Origin of the sequence: Massilia sp. 9096, from assembly GCF_000745265.1 — a bacterium.
Taxonomy (GTDB): Bacteria; Pseudomonadota; Gammaproteobacteria; order Burkholderiales; family Burkholderiaceae_D; genus Telluria.
The window spans coordinates 5,327,891-5,346,824 of record NZ_JQNN01000001.1 but is presented as its reverse complement, the minus strand read 5'-3'; the positions used below and the strand labels follow the sequence as shown (position 1 = coordinate 5,346,824).

18 protein-coding genes and 1 pseudogene are annotated in these 18,934 nt (G+C 65.9%); 8 read left to right on the top strand and 11 right to left on the bottom strand.

Going from position 1 to position 18,934, the window contains the following annotated elements:
- Nucleotides 1–173: 173 nt before the first annotated feature.
- Nucleotides 174–927 (bottom strand): annotated as a pseudogene (locus FA90_RS23375) (SDR family NAD(P)-dependent oxidoreductase).
- Between the two features lie 90 nt (nucleotides 928–1,017).
- Between FA90_RS23375 and FA90_RS23370 the strand changes: the two are divergent.
- The 5 genes from FA90_RS23370 to yacG all read left to right on the top strand — a co-directional run bounded on the left by FA90_RS23370 (nucleotide 1,018) and on the right by yacG (nucleotide 4,123).
- Nucleotides 1,018–1,380: a helix-turn-helix domain-containing protein gene (locus FA90_RS23370; RefSeq protein ID WP_036173089.1), complete on the top strand. Its 363-nt coding sequence runs from the start codon at nucleotides 1,018–1,020 to the stop codon at nucleotides 1,378–1,380.
- A 162-nt stretch (nucleotides 1,381–1,542) separates the two neighbouring features.
- On the top strand, nucleotides 1,543–2,415 hold the full coding sequence (locus FA90_RS23365) for an A24 family peptidase (RefSeq protein ID WP_036173086.1): 873 nt from the start codon (nucleotides 1,543–1,545) through the stop codon (nucleotides 2,413–2,415).
- 27 nt (nucleotides 2,416–2,442) lie between these two features.
- Nucleotides 2,443–3,087, top strand: a complete 645-nt coding sequence (gene coaE, locus FA90_RS23360; protein WP_036173084.1) for a dephospho-CoA kinase — start codon at nucleotides 2,443–2,445, stop codon at nucleotides 3,085–3,087.
- A gap of 73 nt (nucleotides 3,088–3,160) precedes the next feature.
- Nucleotides 3,161–3,916 (top strand): cell division protein ZapD, encoded by a 756-nt coding sequence (gene zapD / locus FA90_RS23355; protein ID WP_036173081.1) that lies wholly within the window; start codon nucleotides 3,161–3,163, stop codon nucleotides 3,914–3,916.
- Between the two features lie 24 nt (nucleotides 3,917–3,940).
- Nucleotides 3,941–4,123: a DNA gyrase inhibitor YacG gene (gene yacG / locus FA90_RS23350; protein WP_036173078.1), complete on the top strand. Its 183-nt coding sequence runs from the start codon at nucleotides 3,941–3,943 to the stop codon at nucleotides 4,121–4,123.
- Nucleotides 4,124–4,187: 64 nt separating this feature from the next.
- On the opposite strand, the gene FA90_RS23345 is transcribed toward yacG, so the two are convergent.
- From FA90_RS23345 to argJ, 3 genes are read right to left on the bottom strand one after another with little or no spacing between them, the layout of a single operon-like run.
- Complete coding sequence (locus FA90_RS23345; protein WP_036173075.1) at nucleotides 4,188–4,613, bottom strand: NUDIX domain-containing protein; 426 nt, start codon at nucleotides 4,611–4,613, stop codon at nucleotides 4,188–4,190.
- A complete protein-coding gene (locus FA90_RS23340) occupies nucleotides 4,606–5,517 on the bottom strand; it encodes an ATP-binding protein (RefSeq protein ID WP_036173072.1) in 912 nt (303 codons plus the stop codon). Before FA90_RS23340 ends, FA90_RS23345 begins: the two co-directional genes overlap by 8 nt.
- Nucleotides 5,518–5,529: 12 nt before the next feature.
- Nucleotides 5,530–6,768, bottom strand: coding sequence for a bifunctional glutamate N-acetyltransferase/amino-acid acetyltransferase ArgJ (gene argJ / locus FA90_RS23335; protein WP_036173069.1), 1,239 nt, complete (start codon nucleotides 6,766–6,768; stop codon nucleotides 5,530–5,532).
- Between the two features lie 226 nt (nucleotides 6,769–6,994).
- Between argJ and FA90_RS23330 the strand changes: the two genes are divergently transcribed.
- A complete protein-coding gene (locus FA90_RS23330) occupies nucleotides 6,995–8,059 on the top strand; it encodes an AI-2E family transporter (RefSeq protein WP_036173066.1) in 1,065 nt (354 codons plus the stop codon).
- A 78-nt stretch (nucleotides 8,060–8,137) separates the two neighbouring features.
- Entirely contained in the window at nucleotides 8,138–9,160 is a 1,023-nt protein-coding gene (locus tag FA90_RS23325; RefSeq protein ID WP_036173062.1) for a MerR family transcriptional regulator, read from the top strand.
- 82 nt (nucleotides 9,161–9,242) lie between these two features.
- Here FA90_RS23325 and secA read toward each other — a convergent pair whose 3' ends face one another.
- Nucleotides 9,243–12,044, bottom strand: a complete 2,802-nt coding sequence (gene secA, locus FA90_RS23320; RefSeq protein ID WP_036173059.1) for a preprotein translocase subunit SecA — start codon at nucleotides 12,042–12,044, stop codon at nucleotides 9,243–9,245.
- Between the two features lie 263 nt (nucleotides 12,045–12,307).
- Here secA and FA90_RS23315 point away from each other — a divergent pair, with 263 nt between their 5' ends.
- Entirely contained in the window at nucleotides 12,308–12,826 is a 519-nt protein-coding gene (locus FA90_RS23315; protein WP_051972035.1) for a DciA family protein, read from the top strand.
- Between the two features lie 28 nt (nucleotides 12,827–12,854).
- Here FA90_RS23315 and lpxC read toward each other — a convergent pair whose 3' ends face one another.
- From lpxC to FA90_RS23285, 6 genes are all read right to left on the bottom strand, one after another.
- A complete protein-coding gene (lpxC, locus tag FA90_RS23310; RefSeq protein WP_036173057.1) occupies nucleotides 12,855–13,790 on the bottom strand; it encodes a UDP-3-O-acyl-N-acetylglucosamine deacetylase in 936 nt (311 codons plus the stop codon).
- 90 nt (nucleotides 13,791–13,880) lie between these two features.
- Nucleotides 13,881–14,768, bottom strand: a complete 888-nt coding sequence (locus FA90_RS23305) for a DMT family transporter (protein ID WP_239700927.1) — start codon at nucleotides 14,766–14,768, stop codon at nucleotides 13,881–13,883.
- A gap of 43 nt (nucleotides 14,769–14,811) precedes the next feature.
- Nucleotides 14,812–15,318 (bottom strand): peroxiredoxin, encoded by a 507-nt coding sequence (locus FA90_RS23300; RefSeq protein WP_036173054.1) that lies wholly within the window; start codon nucleotides 15,316–15,318, stop codon nucleotides 14,812–14,814.
- A gap of 116 nt (nucleotides 15,319–15,434) precedes the next feature.
- On the bottom strand, nucleotides 15,435–16,634 hold the full coding sequence (gene ftsZ, locus FA90_RS23295; protein ID WP_036173051.1) for a cell division protein FtsZ: 1,200 nt from the start codon (nucleotides 16,632–16,634) through the stop codon (nucleotides 15,435–15,437).
- A 221-nt stretch (nucleotides 16,635–16,855) separates the two neighbouring features.
- Nucleotides 16,856–18,088: a cell division protein FtsA gene (ftsA, locus tag FA90_RS23290; RefSeq protein WP_036173049.1), complete on the bottom strand. Its 1,233-nt coding sequence runs from the start codon at nucleotides 18,086–18,088 to the stop codon at nucleotides 16,856–16,858.
- A gap of 27 nt (nucleotides 18,089–18,115) precedes the next feature.
- A complete protein-coding gene (locus tag FA90_RS23285; protein ID WP_036173046.1) occupies nucleotides 18,116–18,931 on the bottom strand; it encodes a cell division protein FtsQ/DivIB in 816 nt (271 codons plus the stop codon).
- Between the last annotated feature and the right edge of the window lie 3 nt (nucleotides 18,932–18,934).

The window sequence follows — 18,934 nt, the reverse complement described above, 5'->3', positions numbered from 1 at the left end:
CCCAGCCCGGCATGACCGGGCCCGCCCGATTCTAGGGACACCAAAAAACTGGAAATGTATTCATGCTAAGGTTTTCGATCGTCCTGACCTGCCACAAGCGCATTGGCTTGCAGATCCCTCATGCGCGCCAGAACCCGTTAGCGAAGCCGGCCTCGGTGCATCCGCCGCGTGCCTCAGATCTGGGCCGAACCGCCGTCGACGAACAATTCGCTGCCGGTCATGAAACTGCTCTCGTCCGAGGCAAGGAACAGCGCCGCCGCCGCGGTTTCCTCCGGATTGCCGAGGCGGCCTAGCGGCGTGCTCGTCTCCACGGCGCCGATCATGGCCTGGTTGACATCGGCGTTCGGCGCCAGGCCGTGCCAGCCCGGGGTCGAGGTCGCGCCGGGCGACAGCACGTTGACGCGGATCTTGCGCGGCGCCAGGTCGAGGATCCAGCTGCGCGCGAAGTTGCGCACTGCCGCCTTGCTGGCGCTGTAGACACTGAACGCCGGGGTGCCGCCGGCGCCGGCGGTGGAACCGGTCAGGATGACCGAGGCGCCATCGCGCAGCAGGGGCAGCGCCTTCTGTACTGTGAACAGCGTGCCCTTCACGTTGGTGGCGAAGGTCTTGTCGAAGTGCGCCTCGGTGATCTCACCCAACGGTGCGAATTCGCCGCCGCCGGCATTGGCGAAACAGGATGTCGAGCTGGCCGGCTTCCGCCTGGATGATGGCGAACATGCGGTCCAGGTCGCCAAGGTTCGACACGTCGCCCTGGATACCGCGCGCCTGGACACCGACTGCCGCCACGGCGGTGTCGAGTTCGGCCTGGCGGCGCCCGCTCATGAATACGCGCGCACCTTCGGCCGCGAAGCGCTTGGCGCTGGCCAGTCCGATGCCGCTGTTCGCACCGGTGATAAGTGCAACTTTTCCTTCGAGCCTGCCCATGATGAACCTCCTTTGTGTGGATACGTGCGCATTATTCACCAGCGATTTCTGTTATGCTAGTACCTACCAAAAAGTAAGTACCGGGCAAAAATCATGGATATACGCTGCGGGCTCGATGTCGCATTGGCTGTCGTCGGTGGAAAATGGAAGCCTCTGATCGTCTTTCACCTGGCGGGCGGGCCGCGCCGTTTCGGCGAATTGCGGCGGCTGGTAGCCGGGGTCAGCGAAAAGATGTTGATTCAGCAGTTGCGCGAACTGGTCGAAGATGGGCTGATCACCCGCCACGATTTCCAGGAAGTGCCGCCACGGGTCGAGTACCGCATGACCGACTTCGGCCATTCGCTGGCGCAGGCGCTGACGCCCCTGTGCGCCTGGGGCAATGCGCAGCGCGCGCGGGTGGAAGCGATCGCGCGCGGGAAGAGCCAGGCGACCGCAGCGGCCCTGGCGGAAGAATGACGGCTGCCCGGCGGGCGCCAGGCAGCCCGACCGCCCGCAAGCGTGATCCGCACGCAACTCTCGGAGATTTTGCCGTCGTGCAACCCCACGCGCATGCCGCAAAGGCCCGAAATAGACCTACAATATGTTGATTGACAGAAACCAGCTCTCAGCAAAGCCTTTATGCCCCTCGATACCCTGCTCTACGCCGCGCCCGCCTCGCTCGCCGCTGCCATCGCCGCCCTGGTCCTCGGCCTGCTGGTCGGCAGCTTCCTGAACGTGGTCGTGCACCGCCTGCCGATCATGGCGCAGCGCGAGCTCGACAACTACATCGCGCACGAAGCCGGCCGCGAACTGCCGCACCAGGACCGCTTCAACCTGATGGTGCCGCGCTCGCGCTGCCCGCACTGCGGCCACCAGATCACGGCGCTGGAAAACATCCCGGTGATCAGCTGGCTGGCGCTGCGCGGCAAGTGCAGCCAGTGCAAGGCGCCGATCTCGGCGCGCTATCCGGCGGTCGAACTGGTCACCGGATTGCTGTCGGCGCTGCTGGTGTGGCGCTTCGGCGGCGGCCTGCTGGGCGGCTCGACGCTGGTGTTCGGCTGGCTGCTGATCGCGATGACGCTGATCGACTACGACACCAAGACGCTGCCCGACGACCTGACCTACCCGCTGCTGTGGGCCGGCCTGCTGGTCAACCTGAACAACACCTTCGTGCCGCTGCACGATGCCGTGATCGGCGCGGCCGCCGGCTACCTCGTGCTGTGGGCCGTCTACTGGCTGTTCAAGCTGGTCACCGGCAAGGAAGGCATGGGCTACGGCGACTTCAAGCTGCTGGCGGCGCTGGGCGCCTGGCTCGGCTGGCAGATGCTGCCCACCATCGTCATCCTGTCGTCGGTGGTCGGCGCCGTGGTCGGCATTTCGCTGATCCTGTTCGCCAAGCGCGCGCGCGACAATCCGATTCCCTTCGGCCCCTACCTCGCGGCCGCTGGTATGATCGCACTCCTGTACGGCCTCCCGCTGACCCGCTACGTGCAGGGGATGCTGCTGGGCTGAGTCCGGACCTGTCCAACGAGGAGACGCATGGAAGCACAAGGCTCGGCCGTCAGCCGCTTCGCGGTCGGCCTGACCGGCGGCATCGGCTGCGGCAAGACCACGGTCGCCGACCTGTTCGCGGCACGCGGCGCCGCGGTCATCGACACCGACCAGATCGCGCATGCCCTGACCGCCCCGCACGGCGCGGCGATGCCGGCGATCGTCGACGCGTTCGGCCCGGACTACGCCACGCCCGAGGGCGCGCTCGACCGCGCCCGCATGCGTGCGCTGGTGTTCGCCGACCCCGACGCGCGCGCGCGCCTGGAAGCGATCCTGCATCCGCGCATCCGCGAGGCCACCAATGCCGCCGCGCTGCTGGCCAGCGGCCCTTATACCATCTTCGTGGTGCCGCTGCTGATCGAGTCCGGCACCTGGCGCGAGCGCGTCGCGCGCGTGCTCGCGATCGATTGTCCCGAGGAGATGCAGGTGGCGCGCGTGATGGCGCGTAATCACATGGCCGAGGCCCAGGTGCGCGCCATCATGGCGGCCCAAGTGCCGCGCGCGCGCCGCCTGCGTGAAGCCGACGACGTGATCCGCAACGACGATGGCATCGACGCCCTGCTGCCGCAAGTGGAACGCCTGCACGCGTTTTATCTTGACGAAGCGGCAAGATTGGCGGCCCAACCGGGCTAAGATTTGTAATTTTGGCCAGCATGGTTCAGAATCACAGAGTCGACAACCAGCCCACGTCGAGAGGAAGGCCACTTTGATCGTCTATGAATACCCATTCAACGAGCGGATTCGCACGTTGTTGCGGCTGGAAGACCTGTACGAGAAGTTCAAGTTCTTTGTCAATCAGGACCACCCTCTGCAGCACCATGTCGCGCTCGCGACGATCTTCGACATGCTGGAAGTGGCAGGCCGCGCCGACCTCAAGTCCGATCTGCTGCAGGAACTCGAGCGCCAGAAGCAGAGCCTGCTGAGCTACCGCAGCAATCCCAATGTCGCCCCCGAGATGCTCGACGCGGTCCTGACCGAACTCGACGCCGTCAGCACCGCGCTGGTGGGCGCCCAGGGCAAGACCGGCCAGAACGTGCGCGACAATGAATGGCTGATGAGCATCCGCGGCCGCACGATCATCCCGGGCGGCGCCTGCAAATTCGATTTGCCCTCATACTATGCGTGGCAGCAGCGCCCGAGCGAGCAGCGCCAGGCCGACGTCATGGGCTGGTTCGCGCCGATGGGGCCGCTGTTCGACGCGCTGTCGCTGGTGCTGCGCCTGCTGCGCAATTCCGGCGGCGCGGTCAAGATGATCGCCGTCGGCGGCAGCTACCAGCAAATGTTGCAAGGCAAGGTCTACCAGATGCTGCGCCTGTCGCTGGACGACAGCCTGGGCGCGATCCCCGAGATCTCGGCCAACAAATACATGCTGTGGGTGCGCTTCACCACGCAAGGCGGCGACCTGAAACCGAAGCCGCTGGAAGAAGACGTGCCCTTCGAGCTCACGCTCTGCAATTTCTGAACCGATTTTTGAGAAACGAGATTCATGACCGTCGTATCCTGCCCCACCTGCGGCAAGAAGGTCGAATGGACGCCGGCGAACAAGTATCGCCCGTTCTGTTCCGAACGCTGCAAACAAATCGACCTGGGCGCCTGGGCCGAAGAGAAGTACACGATTCCCGGTGCGCCGCCGGGCGATGTCGACGCCGAGTCGGTGTCCAAGGAATAGTGCCGAGGCATCGGCCTGCTGCAGCGCCGGCTGGGCGGCGCATGACGGTCGCCGCTTTCGCAGCTCAGGCGTCCGGCTGCGCGTAGCGCACCTTGTCCAGCCACCCCAGCAAGGGAATCGTCGCCGGCAGCAGCGGGCTGACCGCATACGCGCCCTGCCACGCGAACGCCTGGCCTTCCAGGCTTTGCGGCTCGCCGTCCCATTCGCGGCTGATGTAGAAGTACAGGCGCACGTGGGCGTGCTCGTAGACGTGTTCGACGCAGCACCAGGGCTCGGCGCTGAGCACCTTGATACCGAGTTCCTCGACGAACTCGCGCTGCAGCGCGTGGAAGATGTCCTCGCCCGGCTCGACTTTCCCGCCCGGGAATTCCCAGTAGCCGGCGTAGGGCTTGCCTTCGGGCCGCTGGCCGAGCAGCACGTCGCCGTTCGGCCGCATCAGGATGCCGACCGCGACGTCGACGATGCCGGCTTTCTTGACCGGCTCAGACATCGACCTGCTCCTGCGCCGGCGCCGGCGAAGGCGGCAGCTTGCCCGCGTAATCCTTGGCGAACTGCCAGGCCACGCGGCCCGAGCGCGAGCCGCGGCCCAGCGCCCAGCGCAGCGCATCGGCGCGCGCCGCTTCGATCTGGGCGGGCGTGCACCCGAAGCTTTCCAGCCAGTGGCCGACGATGTCGAGGTAGTCGTCCTGCTTGAACGGGTAGAACGACAGCCACAGCCCGAAGCGCTCGGACAACGAGATCTTCTCTTCGATCGCCTCGCCCGGATGCAGGTCGCCGTCGTCGCTGTGGGTCGCGCCGAGGTTGTCCGACATTTTTTCCGGCATCAGGTGACGCCGGTTCGAGGTCGCGTAGATCAGGACGTTGTCCGACTGCGCGGCGATGCTGCCGTCCAGCGCCACCTTCAGCGCCTTGTAGCCGGCCTCGCCTTCCTCGAAACTCAGGTCGTCGCAAAAGATCACGAAGCGCTCCGGGCGCCCCGCCACCAGATCGACGATGTCGGGCAGGTCGGCAAGATCGGCCTTGTCGACTTCGATCAGGCGCAGGCCCTGGTGCGCGAAGCCGTTCAGGCAGGCCTTGATCAGCGACGATTTACCCGTCCCGCGCGCGCCCGTGAGCAGCACGTTGTTGGCCGGGCGGCGCTCGACGAACTGGCGCGTGTTCTGCTCGATCTCGCCCTTCTGGCGGCCGATGTGATGCAGGTCCTGGAGGCGGATGCTGGCGGCGTGCGCCACCGGCTGCAGGTAGGCGCCGCCGCCCGGCCCCGCACGGCGGCGCCAGCGGAACGCGAAGCTGTGCTTGAAGTCGGGCGTGCGCGGCGCGGCCGGCGGCAGCAAGGCTTCGACCCGCGCCAGCAAGGCCTCGGCGCGGTGCAGAAACTGGTCCAACTGGTTCATCGCGGGCCCCGCTCAGGAACGGTAGTCGGCGTTGATCGAGACGTAGTCGTGCGACAGGTCGCAGGTCCAGACCGTGGCCTCGGCCGTACCGCGGCCCAGGAACACGCGCACGACGATCTCTTCCTTCTTCATCACGCGCTGGCCGTCTTCTTCCTTGTACTCCGGATTGCGTCCGCCCGCTTTCGCGACCAGCACGTCGTCCAGGTACAGGTCCAGCCTGGTGGTGTCGAGGTCGTCGACGCCGGCGTAGCCGATCGCCGCCAGGATGCGGCCCAGGTTCGGGTCGGAGGCGAAGAAGGCGGTCTTGACCAGCGGCGAGTGCGCGATCGCGTAGGCGATCTTGCGGCATTCCTCGACGTCGCGCCCCTGCTCGACGGCGATGGTGATGAACTTGGTCGCGCCCTCGCCGTCGCGGATGATCTGCTGGGCCAGGTGGCGCGAGATGCCGGTGACGGCGTCGCGCAGCGCTTCGTATGCCGGGCCGCTGGTGCTGTCCACCACCAGGCCGCCGGCGCCGGTCGCAACGAGAATGAAGGAGTCGTTGGTCGAGGTGTCGCCGTCGATGGTGATCGAGTTGAACGAGCGGTCGGCCGCGTACTTCACCAGTTCGTCCAGCACCGGCTGGGCGACCTTGGCGTCGAAGGCCAGGTAGCCGAGCATGGTCGCCATGTTCGGCTTGATCATGCCCGCGCCCTTGCTGATGCCGGTCATCGTCACCGCGTGGCCGCCGATGGCGGTGGTCAGCGAGGCGGCCTTGGGCTGGGTGTCGGTGGTCATGATCGACTCGGCCGCGTTGAACCAGTTATCGAGCTTCAGGTTGGCGATCGCGGCCGGCAGGCCGGCGACGATCTTCTGCACCGGCAGCGGCTCCAGGATCACGCCGGTCGAGAACGGCAGCACCTGCTGCGCATCGATGCCGAGCAGGCGCGCGACCTCGTCGCAGGTGGCGCGCGCATTGGCCAGGCCCGGCTCGCCGGTGGCGGCGTTGGCGTTGCCGGTGTTGATCACCAGCGCGCGGATCGGCTTGCCGCCGGCGGCCACCGCGGCCAGGTTGGCCTTGCTGACCTGGACCGGCGCCGCGCAGAAGCGGTTCTTGGTGAACACGCCGGCGACGGTCGCACCCTCGGCGAGCTTCATCACCAGCAGGTCCTTGCGGTTCGGCTTCTTGATGCCGGCTTCGGCAAAGCCGAGTTCGATACCGTTGACGGGTTTCAGTTCGCTTGCGACGGGCAGCGGAGAATTGACGGCCATGACGTTCCCAGTGAAAAAAGAGAAAGATTAAGAATCCAATATTGTACCGCCAGCGGCTTCCATGCAGTGCCACCCAGCGTGCCCGCTTCGGCCCAGGCTGTTAATGACTTCCTGAGGATGTTGATTAATAATCTGCAACATTGCCATTACAGAATTGGCCTGAATGCAGACGTAATCTTCCGATCATGCGCTTTTGGTAAGATGGCTGGACAACCTGGAGTCCTTGATGACTGAATCCCAACGCGACCTGCTCGGCGCGTGCTTCTCGCTGGCGATCATCCTGTTCGCCCTGTTCGTGACCCAGCGCTTCCTGCTGCCGCTGCTGTGGGCGGTGATCCTGTGCATCGCCACCTGGCCGCTGTACCGGCGCGCGCTGGCCGTGTTCAAGGGTCACCCGATCCTGGCGGCCGCGGCAGTGACCGTGCTGGCCGCCGTCGTCTTCGTCACGCCGCTGGCGGTGGGCGTCACGCAGGCCGCGCGCCAGGCGCCGGCGCTGGCCGAGCTGGTCGCCACCGCCAACACCCAGGGCCTGGCCGCGCCCGAATGGCTGCACCGCATCCCGATGGGCGGCGACGCGATCTACAAATGGTGGGAAGCCACGATCGGCCAGCCGCACGGCCTGGCGCACCTGCTGCAGGACGGCTCGGTCGGGCGCATGCAGAACGCCAGCGAAGTGCTCAAGCGCGTGGGCAGCGGCCTGATGCACCGCGCGATCGACGTGGTGTTCGCCTTCGTGTGCCTGTTCTTCTTCTACAAGGACGGCGCCGCGCTGCAGCGCCAGACCAATGCGCTCGGCGCCCACCTGATCGGCGAAACGCGCTGGATGCTGTACTCGCTCAAGGTGCCGGTCGCGGTGCGCGCCACCGTCAACGGGCTGGTGCTGGTCGGGATGGCCGAAGGCGTCCTGCTCGGCATCGGCTACCAGATCGCCGGCGTGCCCTCGGCCGTGCTGTGGGCCGCGGTCACCGGGATACTGGCCATCATCCCGTTCGGCGCGCCGGTCGCGTTTGGCGCGGTGGCCGCCCTGCTGCTGTACCAGGGCGCGGCCAGCGCCGCCATCGCCATCGCCGTATTGGGCATGGTGGTGCTGTTCGTGGCCGACCACTTCGTGCGCCCGAAGATGATCGGCAGCGCCACCCAGCTGCCCTTCATCGCGGTCCTGCTGGGCATCCTGGGCGGGGTCGAGACGCTCGGCCTGATCGGCCTGTTCGTCGGCCCGGTCGCGATGACGCTGTTCGTCACGCTGTGGCACGAGGAAAAGCGCCTGCCGCATCCGGTGCGCCCGACCTGATTCATGGTCGACAAACCGCTTGACCCTCACGCCGCGTGAGGGACGAGAGTGGTCACACGCTGAACACAGGAACCTCCCATGCTGAAAGTCGGTGAACTCGCCGCGCTCGCCAAACTCACGGTACGCACGCTGCATCACTACGACAGCATCGGGCTGCTCTCGCCTTCGGCGCGTTCCGATGCCGGCTACCGGCTCTATGACCGCAACGACGTGGCGCGCCTGCAAAGCATCCAGGCCCTGCGCTCGTTCGGCATGAGCCTGGCCGACATCGGCCTTTGCCTGGACAGTCCGGCCGGCAGCCCGCTGGCCGTGGTCGACCGCCAGCTGGCCGAGCTCGAGCGCCAGTTGCACGAGACCGCGCGCATGCGCGACCAGTTGCTGCGCCTGCGCGGCGACCTGGCCGCCGGCGCTACGCCGGACATGTCCACCTGGCTGACCACGTTGGAGGAAATGATGACTCACATGCAGACCTACGAAACATACTTCACCCCGGACGAGCTGGAGCAGCTGCCGATGTACCACGACGATGCCGCCAAGGCCGACTGGCAGGGCCTGGTCGAACAGGGCGAAGGCCTGATGCGCTCGCAGGTGGCGCCGGCGTCGGACGCCGCCAAGGCCTTCGCGCTGCGCTGGCTGCAGACCTTCGAGCGCGACACCAGGGGCGATGCCCGGCTGGTGGCGAAGATCAACGCCATGGCCATGGTCGAGCACGACAAGGTGGGCGTGCCGAAACCGCTGATGGATTTCGTGTTGGCCGCGGTCGGCGAGCTCAAGGCCGGCACCTGGGCCAGGTACCTGGCCGCCGACACGCTGGCGCGCATGCGCCGCCACAGCGCCACGCGCGGGCACGAATGGACCGGGCTGATGACCGACGTGCAGGCCGCGATGGAGCGCGACCCCGAAGCGCGCAGCCCGGCAGCCAGCGAACTGGCGCGCCGCTGGATGGACCTGTTCCACGACATGGTCGGCACCGACCCGTCCACGGTCGCCGCCTTCCGCCGCGCGACCGCCAGCGAACCCTTGCTGCGCATGGGGGCCGGCCTCGACGACGCCATGATCGGCTGGCTGCGGCGTGCGATGCCGGGGCCGAAGGCCGCGTGATCCTGGAACCGGCATGAAAAAAGCGCCCCGCGGGGCGCTTTTTTATTGCTGCAAAACGTTATTGCTCAGGAACCTGAGCGGCTTACGCCAGCTTGCCGTGGCAAGCCTTGAACTTCTTGCCGCTGCCGCAAGGGCACGGGTCGTTGCGGCCGACCTTCACGCCGTGGTACGCGATCTGCGGGTCGTCCGGATTCACGCGCGGACCGGTCGGCGCGTCGTCGGCCGACGCCACCGCGGTCGGCGCCATCAGGTCTTCCGGCGCGGCCGACGGGTCGAAGTCGGCGTGCTGGTAGTTGACGTTTTCCAGGTGCGCGGCAGCCGCCTGCATCGCCGCTTCGGCCGCTTCGACTTCCTCGCGGGTCTGGATGCGGACGGTCATGATGGTGCGGATCACTTCGTTCTTGATCGCGTCCAGCATCGCCGCGAACAGCTCGAACGCCTCGCGCTTGTACTCCTGCTTCGGGTTCTTCTGGGCATAGCCGCGCAGGTGGATGCCCTGGCGCAGGTGGTCCAGCGCCGCCAGGTGCTCGCGCCAGTTGGTGTCGATGTTCTGCAGCATGACGTTGCGCTCGAAGCCGGCGAAGGCTTCCTTGCCGACGATCCCGACCTTGGCGTCGTACGACGCCTCGGCGGCGGCCAGCACGCGCTCGAGGATGTCGTCGTCGTTCAGGCTCGAATCTTCCTGCAGCATCTGGGCCAGATCGACCTTCAGCGCCCACTCGTCGGCCAGCACGCGCTCGAGCGCCGGGATGTCCCACTGCTCTTCGACCGACTCGGCCGGCACGTGGGTACGCACCACGTCGGTGAACACGCCGATGCGCAGCGATACGATCAGCTCGGAAATGTCGACCGATTCCAGCAGTTCGTTACGCTGGGTGTAGATCACCTTGCGCTGGTCGTTGGCGACGTCGTCGTATTCGAGCAGCTGCTTGCGCACGTCGAAGTTGCGCGCCTCGACCTTGCGCTGGGCCGATTCGATCGAGCGGGTCACGATGCCGGCTTCGATCGGTTCGCCTTCCGGCATCTTGAGGCGGTCCATGATCGCGCGCACGCGGTCGCCGGCGAAGATGCGCAGCAGCGGATCGTCGAGCGAGAGGTAGAAGCGCGAGGAACCCGGATCGCCCTGGCGGCCGGCACGGCCGCGCAGCTGGTTGTCGACGCGGCGCGACTCGTGGCGCTCGGTGCCGATGATGTGCAGGCCGCCCTGGGCCACCACGTGGTCGTGCAGCGACTGCCATTCGTCGCGCAGGGTCTGCGCCTGCGCTGCCTTCTGCTCGGGCGCCAGCGCCTCGTCGGCTTCGATGAACTGGATCTGCTTCTCGACGTTGCCGCCCAGGACGATGTCGGTACCGCGGCCGGCCATGTTGGTCGCGATGGTGATCATCTTCGGACGGCCGGCCTGGGCGATGATTTCCGCTTCGCGCGCGTGCTGCTTGGCGTTCAGGACGTTGTGCGGCAGCTGGGCCTTGGTCAGGATGCCCGACAGCAGCTCGGAGTTCTCGATCGAGGTGGTGCCGACCAGTACAGGCTGGCCACGCTCGTAGCAATCGCGGATGTCGGTGACCATCGCGCCGTACTTTTCCTCGGCCGACTTGTACACCTGGTCCTGGCGGTCCTTGCGCTGCGACGGGCGGTTCGGCGGCACCACGACCGTCTCGAGGCCGTAGATTTCCTGGAATTCGTAGGCTTCCGTGTCGGCGGTGCCGGTCATGCCGGACAGCTTGTTGTACATGCGGAAGTAGTTCTGGAAGGTAATCGAGGCCAGGGTCTGGTTCTCGTTCTGGATGCGCACGCCTTCCTTGGCTTCGACGGCCTGGTGCAGGCCTTCCGACCAGCGGCGGCCGGTCATCAGGCGGCCGGTGAATTCGTCGACGATCGTGACTTCGCCGTTCTGCACCACGTAGTGCTGGTCCTTGTGGTACAGCACGTGCGCGCGCAGCGCCGCGTACAGGTGGTGGATCAGGGTGATGTTGGCGGCGTCGTACAGCGAGGCGCCTTCCGGCAGCAGGCCCATTTGCGTCAGGATCTGCTCGGCCTTTTCGTGGCCGGCTTCGGTCAGGAGGACCGTGTGCGCCTTTTCGTCCTTGGTGTAGTCGCCCGGGACTTCGACCTGGCCCTTGCCGTCCGGGGTCTCTTCGCCGATCTGCAGCGTCAGCAGCGGCGGGACTTCGTTGATCTTGTGGTACAGCTCGGTGTGGTTCTCGGCCTGGCCGGAGATGATCAGCGGGGTGCGCGCCTCGTCGATCAGGATCGAGTCGACCTCGTCGACCACGGCGAAGTTCAGGCTGCGCTGGACGCGTTCCTTGGCGTCGTACACCATGTTGTCGCGCAGGTAGTCGAAGCCATATTCGTTGTTGGTGCCATAGGTGATGTCGGAACCGTAGGCCTGCTGCTTGCTGTCGTGGTCCATCTGCGACAGGTTCACGCCGGTGGTGAGGCCGAGCCAGCCGTACAGGCGGCCCATCTGGTCGGCGTCGCGCTGGGCCAGGTAATCGTTGACGGTCACGACGTGCACGCCCTTGCCGGACAGCGCGTTCAGGTAGACCGGCAGGGTCGCCATCAGCGTCTTGCCTTCGCCGGTGCCCATTTCGGCGATCTTGCCATAGTGCAGGACCATGCCGCCGATCATCTGCACGTCGAAGTGGCGCATCTTCATCACGCGCTTGGCGGCTTCGCGGCAGACGGCGAAGGCTTCGGGCAGGATGTCGTCCAGCGAGGCGCCGCCGGCGATGCGTTGCTTGAATTCGGGAGTCTTCGCCTTCAGTTCGGCGTCCGACAGCTTTTCCATCTGCGGCTCGAGCGCGTTGATGTCGCGCACGGTTTTTTGGTATTGCTTGAGCAACCTCTGGTTACGGCTGCCGAAAATCTTGGTCAGGAATGACATGCTGTGTTCTTAAAAGGACTTCGAAAAGCCAGGGGTGATATCAAAATTATATCGACCGAAGACCGCCTATGGCAAAAAGCCACCGATTTTATCATGCGATCCGGCCACACTTGGGGACTGGTGGGAAGTTCACAAGCGTGCCTGGCCAAAAAATGTTATCAAATTGCACTTGGGCGCACATTTCTCCCACAAATGGCCGTCGGGTGGCGCGCAGGAGGCCGGCGCCGGTCCGCAGAGGGGGGCAGATGTGGTATGTTGGCCGCATGTCGTCCCCATCGCCCAAGTCCTACCCCTTCCATATCTACGGTACGCGCGACCGCCGCACGGCGTTCGGCGCCACCGATTTCCTGCGCGCCAACGACCGCATCGCCAGCCTGCTGCCGACCGCCCTGCGCATGGGCAATCTGCAAAAAGACGTCAAGGTGACCCTGCCGCCGATGTATGCCGGCTGTGACGTGCTGTCGTTGCAGGAAGGCGTGTTGACGCTGGCCGTGCCCTCCTCGGCCGTCGCGGCCAAGCTCAAGCAACAGCTGCCGAAGCTGCAGGCCGGGCTGCAAAAGAAGGGATGGCAGGTGGAATCGGTACGCATCAAGATCCAGGTCGGACGCGCACTGGCCCAGCAGGCGCAGGCCGAGAAAAAAGCCGGTGGCGGGCTGAAATTGCCGCCGATGGCGGTCGATGCATTCGAGGAGCTCGGCGAGAGCTTGCCGGCGACGAAGCAGAATGCGCAGCTGATCGCGGCGATCCGGCGGCTGGCGGAAAAGAGGAAGCAGCGCGGCTAGGCGCCGGGTCGAACGCCGCCCCGCAACTTCAGGTCAGCGCCCACTCCCGTTCCATCTGCTCGCCGTACGACTGCGGCGCACGCGCCTGCTCTTCGAAGGTGACGATCTCGTAGGCGTCCGGATGGGCCAGCAGTTCGCGCAGCAGCTGGTTGTTCAGGCCATGGCCCGACTTGTGCGCTTCGTACGCGGCCAGCAGAGGGTAACCGACCAGGTAGAGGTCGCCGATCGCGTCGAGGATCTTGTGGCGCACGAACTCGTCCTCGTAGCGCAGGCCGTCCGCGTTGAGGATGCGGTATTCGTCCATCACGATCGCGTTTTCGAGCGAGCCGCCACGCGCCAGGCCCATGCCGCGCAGGCTTTCGACGTCCTGCATGAAGCCGAACGTGCGTGCGCGCGAGACGTCGTGCACGTAGGAGACCTTGCCGAAGTCGATGCTGGCGCGCTGCATGGTGCCGTCCACCGCCGGGTGGTTGAATTCGATGAAGAAGTCGAGCTTGAAGCCGTCGTACGGCGACAGGCGCGCCCACTTTTCGCCCGCCCCGCTGCCCTGGCGGATCTCGACCGGCTTGAGCACGCGGATGAACTTCTTGGGCGCTCCCTGCTCCTGCACGCCGGCCTGCTGCAGCAGAAAAACAAAGGACGAGGCCGAGCCGTCCATGATCGGGATTTCCTCGGCAGTGACGTCGACGTACAGGTTGTCGATGCCCAGTCCGGCGCAGGCCGACATCAGGTGCTCGACCGTCGAGACGCGCGCATTGCCATGCGTGAGCACCGTCGCCATGCGGGTGTCGCCGACGATGTCCGCGTTCGAGGGGAACTCGACCACCGGGTCGAGATCGACGCGGCGGAACACGATGCCGGTGCCGATTGCAGCCGGGCGCAGGGTCAGTTCGACCTTGGTGCCGGAGTGCAGGCCGACACCTGTGGTGCGCACCAGCTGTTTGATTGTTCTTTGTTTTAGCATCGTTTGATTATAGCGTAGCGTGCACCAGTGCGCCGACAGCCCCCCTCAGTGGCCCATTGGGGGTGGTTGGCACGCCACGTTTCATGGATGTCAGGCTTGCGCGTGCACCGTTTCGTGGCGAATCAGGTACAAGCCGCTGCCGATGATGATCGCCGCACCCAGCAAGGTGAAGCCGTCCGGCAGGGTTTTCCACATCAGCCAGTCGATCGCCACGCCCCAGGCCAGGGCCGTGTATTCGAACGGCGCGACCACCGAGGCTTCGCCGTGGCTGAAGGCTTCGGTCAACGCCAGCTGGGCCACGAAACCCGAGACCGCCAGCGCCGCCAGCAGCGGCACATGCCGGGCCTGCAAGGGCACCCACGACGGCGCCGCCAGCACGGCCGCCCCCAGCCCCATCATCAGCATCACCCAGAACACCATGTGCTCGGCGCGGTCGCTGCGCGCCAGGATCCGCCCGGCGACCGCCGACACCGCATACCCGATCGCCGAGGCCAGCACCGCCAGCCCGCCGACGGAAAGAAAACCCGCCCCGCTCGGGCGCAGCACCACCAGCACGCCGGCCATGCCGATCGCGATCGCGATCCAGCGCGCGCCGTTCACGCGCTCGCCCAGCACCGGGGCCGACAAGGCGGTGATCAGGATCGGTCCGACGAAATAGATCGTGTAGGCCTCTGCCAGCGACAGCGTATTCACGCCGTAGGCGAACAGCGCCAGCATGGCGATGCCGATCACGCCGCGCAGGATGTGCAGCGGCCAGCGGACGCGCAGGATCCCCTTGAACGCGCCGCGCCAGGCGACGTAGGCGCACACCAGCGGCAGCGACGACAGGCCGCGCAGCGCCGCCACCTGCATCGGCGGGAATTCGGCGGCCAGCAGCTTCATCATCGTGTCCATGATGGAGAAAGCGACCACCGCCAGCAGCATCGCCTGGATGCTGCGCAGGTTGCCCTTGAGGCGCGCGCCCGCCTCCGCGCTCATGCCTGCGCGTGTGCGCGCGTGGTTGCGTGCGCGGTTGCGTGCATCATGCCAGCTGGGCCAGCATCTTCTCGGCCGACGAGACGTCGACGCCGCCGCCGTTCTCGACGTTGAGCTGCTTGACCACGCCGTCGACCACCAGCATCGAGTAGCGCTGGCTGCGCACGCCCAGGCCCCTGGCGGTCAGGTCGAATTCCAGGCCCAGCGCGCGGGTGAGCATGGCGCTGCCGTCGGCCATCATGCGCACGATGCCGGTCGCCTTCTGGTCGCGGCCCCAGGCGCCCATCACGAAGGCGTCGTTGACCGACACGCACCAGATCTCGTCGACGCCCTTGGCTTTCAGCGCCTCGGCGTGCTGGATGTAGCCGGGCAGGTGCTGGATCGAGCAGCCCGGCGTGAAGGCGCCCGGCAGGCCGAACACGACGATGGTCTTGCCCCGGACCAGGTCGGCGACCTGGAAGGTGTTCGGGCCGAGCGCGCAGCCTTCGGTTTCGGTCTCGATGAATTCGGACAGGGTGGCGTCGGGCAGGCGGTCGCCGATCTGGATGGTCATGTTGTGCTACTCCATGTGGTTGGAACGAGATCGACGAGTATAAAACAAAAGGCCCGGGACGCTTGGTCGTCCCGGGCCCTTCATCATGGAGTTTTAACGGCGTTCAGTCCGCTTGCTCAGTCAGCCTGTTTACGCAGGAAGGCCGGAATGTCGTACGTCTCGACGCCGTTGTTCTGCATCGCGCGCACCTGCTCCGAGGCCTGCTCGCGGCGCCACACGGCCGGCTGCTTCATGCCGTCCATGCCCGGCGCGCCGGCGACCGAACCCACGGCCACGCCCGGGGTCACCGAGGTGGCGCCCATGACCGGGCTGCCGTAAGTGCCGGTGCGCAGCACCTGCTGCGGCTGCACCAGCGAGATATTGGCCTTGTTCTTGCCCAGGCCGGTCGCGACCACGGTCACGCGCAGCTCGTCGCCCATCGCGTCGTCGTAGGCGATGCCCTGGGCAATGGCGGCGTCGGGCGCCGCGAAAGCGCGCACGGCGGCCATGACTTCCTTGATCTCCTTGCCCTTCAGGCCGCGCGACGCGGTGACGTTCACCAGCACGCCCTTGGCGCCCGACAGGTCGATACCGTCCAGCAGCGGCGAGGCCACGGCCTGCTCGGCGGCGATGCGCGCGCGGTCGACGCCGGCGGCGGTCGCGGTGCCCATCATCGCCTTGCCCTGCTCGCTCATGATGGTCTTGACGTCGTTGAAGTCGACGTTGATGTGGCCCGGCACGTTGATGATCTCGGCGATACCGGCGACCGCGTTGTTCAGCACGTCGTCGGCGTGCTTCATCCAGTCCAGCATCGATTCGTCTTCGTAGATGTCTTCCAGCTTTTCGTTGAGGATGACGATCAGGGAGTCGACGTGCTTGGTCAGTTCGTTCAGGCCGGTCTCGGCCACTTCCATGCACTTGCCGCCTTCGTACGAGAACGGCTTGGACACGACCGCCACGGTCAGCGCGCCCAGGCTCTTGGCCACTTCGGCCACGATCGGTGCGGCGCCGGTGCCGGTGCCGCCGCCCATGCCGGCGGCGATGAAGACCATGTGCGCGCCGCGCAGCGCATCCTCGATGCGCGCGCGCGACTGCTCGGCCAGCTGGCGGCCGACTTCCGGACGCATGCCGGCGCCCAGACCGGAGTCGCCGATCTGGATGATGTTGTGGGCGCTCGACGCGGCCAGGGCCTGGGCGTCGGTGTTGGCGGCGATGAACTCGACGCCGGCCACGCCCTTGTTGATCATGTGCTGCACCGCGTTACCGCCCGCGCCGCCAACGCCGACGACCTTGATGACGGTACCCAGTGCTGCGTTATCGACCATATCAAACTCCATGATGAACTCCTAATCTGTAAGTGCACGTCCAAGCTGCAGAGCTCATGGTTCGCCATCAAACCTGGAGATTGGAAATGCGCTCTATTTTAAAAATGTTTGCGTTCTTTAACCAAGAAAAACCGTTACTGCTTGTTACTTGTACCCGAAATAATCGCCGTGCGTTGCTTTTTAGTTGTAACCACTTCCACACTGCAAGTTCGTACGGCAACCTTCGTGGCGACTTAGAAATTTCCGAGGAACCACTCCTTCATGCGTTGCCACACCGCCTTCACCGAGCCATCCTGGCGCGTGACGATGTGACCCCGCAGGTACTGCTTCTTCGCTTCCAGCAGCAGGCCGAGCACGGTCGCGTAGCGCGGACTGCGCACCACGTCGGCCAGCTGGCCGCGGTACTCCGGCGTGCCGAGGCGCGCCGGTTTCAAAAAGATGTCTTCGGCCATTTCGATCATGCCCGGCATGATCGACGAGCCGCCGGTCAGCACGATGCCCGACGACAGCACGCCTTCGTAGCCGGACTCGCGCACCACCTGGTGCACCATCGCGAACAGCTCTTCCACGCGCGGCTCGATCACGGCGGCCAGCGCCTGGCGCGACAGCGAACGCGGACCGCGGTCGCCCAGGCCCGGCACTTCGAGGGTCTCGCCCGGATCGGCCAGCACCTGCTTGGCCACGCCGTAGCGGATCTTGATCTCTTCGGCTTCGCCGGTCGGGGTGCGCAGCGCCATCGCGATGTCGCTGGTGATCTGGTCGCCGGCGATCGGGATCACGGCGGTGTGGCGGATCGCCCCGTCGGAGAACACCGCAATGTCGGTCGTGCCGCCGCCGATGTCGATGATGACCACGCCGAGTTCCTTCTCGTCGTTGGTCAGCACCGAGTCGGCCGAGGCCATCGGCTGCAGGATCAGGTCCGACACTTCGAGGCCGCAGCGGCGCACGCACTTGACGATGTTCTGCACCGCCGACACCGCGCCGGTCACGATGTGCACGCGCACCTCGAGGCGGATGCCGCTCATGCCGATCGGCTCGCGCACGTCTTCCTGGTTGTCGACGATGAACTCCTGCGGCACCGTGTGCAGCAGCTGCTGGTCGGTCGGGATGTTGACGGCCTTGGCGGTCTCGATCACGCGCGCGACGTCGGTCGAGGTGACTTCCTTGTCCTTGATGGCGACCATGCCGCTCGAGTTGAACGAGCGGATATGGCTGCCGGCGATGCCCGCGTAGACGTTACGGATCTTGCAATCGGCCATCAGCTCGGCTTCTTCGAGCGCGCGCTGGATCGACTCGACGGTCGCCTCGATGTTGACGACAACGCCCTTCTTCAAACCCTTCGACTCGTGCTGGCCGAGACCGATTACCTCATGGCGCCCATCGGCCATCACCTCGGCCACCACCGCCACCACCTTCGAGGTGCCGATGTCCAGACCGACGATCAGGTTCTTCGCGTCTTTTGTCATGTTAGCTGTCGCCTGCTTTCAGAATTTTTAAGTATGTTTTGTCGTTTTCACGGGCTTTTTCACGACCGGCTTCACCGGCTTGGTGGCGTCGGCCGGGATCGCCAGCGAGGCCGACGACAGCGCCAGGCCGTTCGGATAACGCATGTCGATCGTGTCGATCCGGCCTTCCTGCAGGCGCGCCACCAGCTGCGGATAAATGCTCACCAGGCGCTGTACGCGCGCCTGCAGCGTATTCTTGTCCTGCTCGCGGCCCAGCTCGACGCTCATGCCGTTGTCCAGCTTGACGGTCCAGGCATAGCGGTTCGACAGGCTGATCGAGGTCGGCACCAGGCGCACCGGCGCGAACCAGCCGCGCAGCTGGGCGAAGCGCGACAGCACTTCCTTCTCGCTCCCGGCCGGGCCTTCGAACGCCGGCAGCGGGTGGTCCTCGTCGGCCTCGGCCAGGTTGGCGGTGAACACGTCGCCCTTGACCGACAACAGGCGGCCATCCTCGCCCCAGGTGCCGAGCGCCTCGTGCTCCTCGACCTGGACGATCAGCTGGTTCGGCCATTCGCGCCGCACGCTGGCCTTGCGCACCCAGGGCACCGCCTCGAAGGTGTTGCGCACCTGGTCCAGGTCCGAGGTGAAGAAGTTGCCCTTGATCTTGCCCAGCACGCCGTTGCGCACCGTCAGTTCGTTCACGTGCTGCAGTTCCAGCCCGTACATGCTCTCGACCCGCACCGAACGCAGCGTGAACATCGGGCGCTGGGAAATCCACCACACGCCGGAGGCCACGCAGGCGAGCACCGACAGCGCGGTCAGCGCGCCGGCGGTTGCGTTCAAGGCTCGCACGTCATGCCACATCGC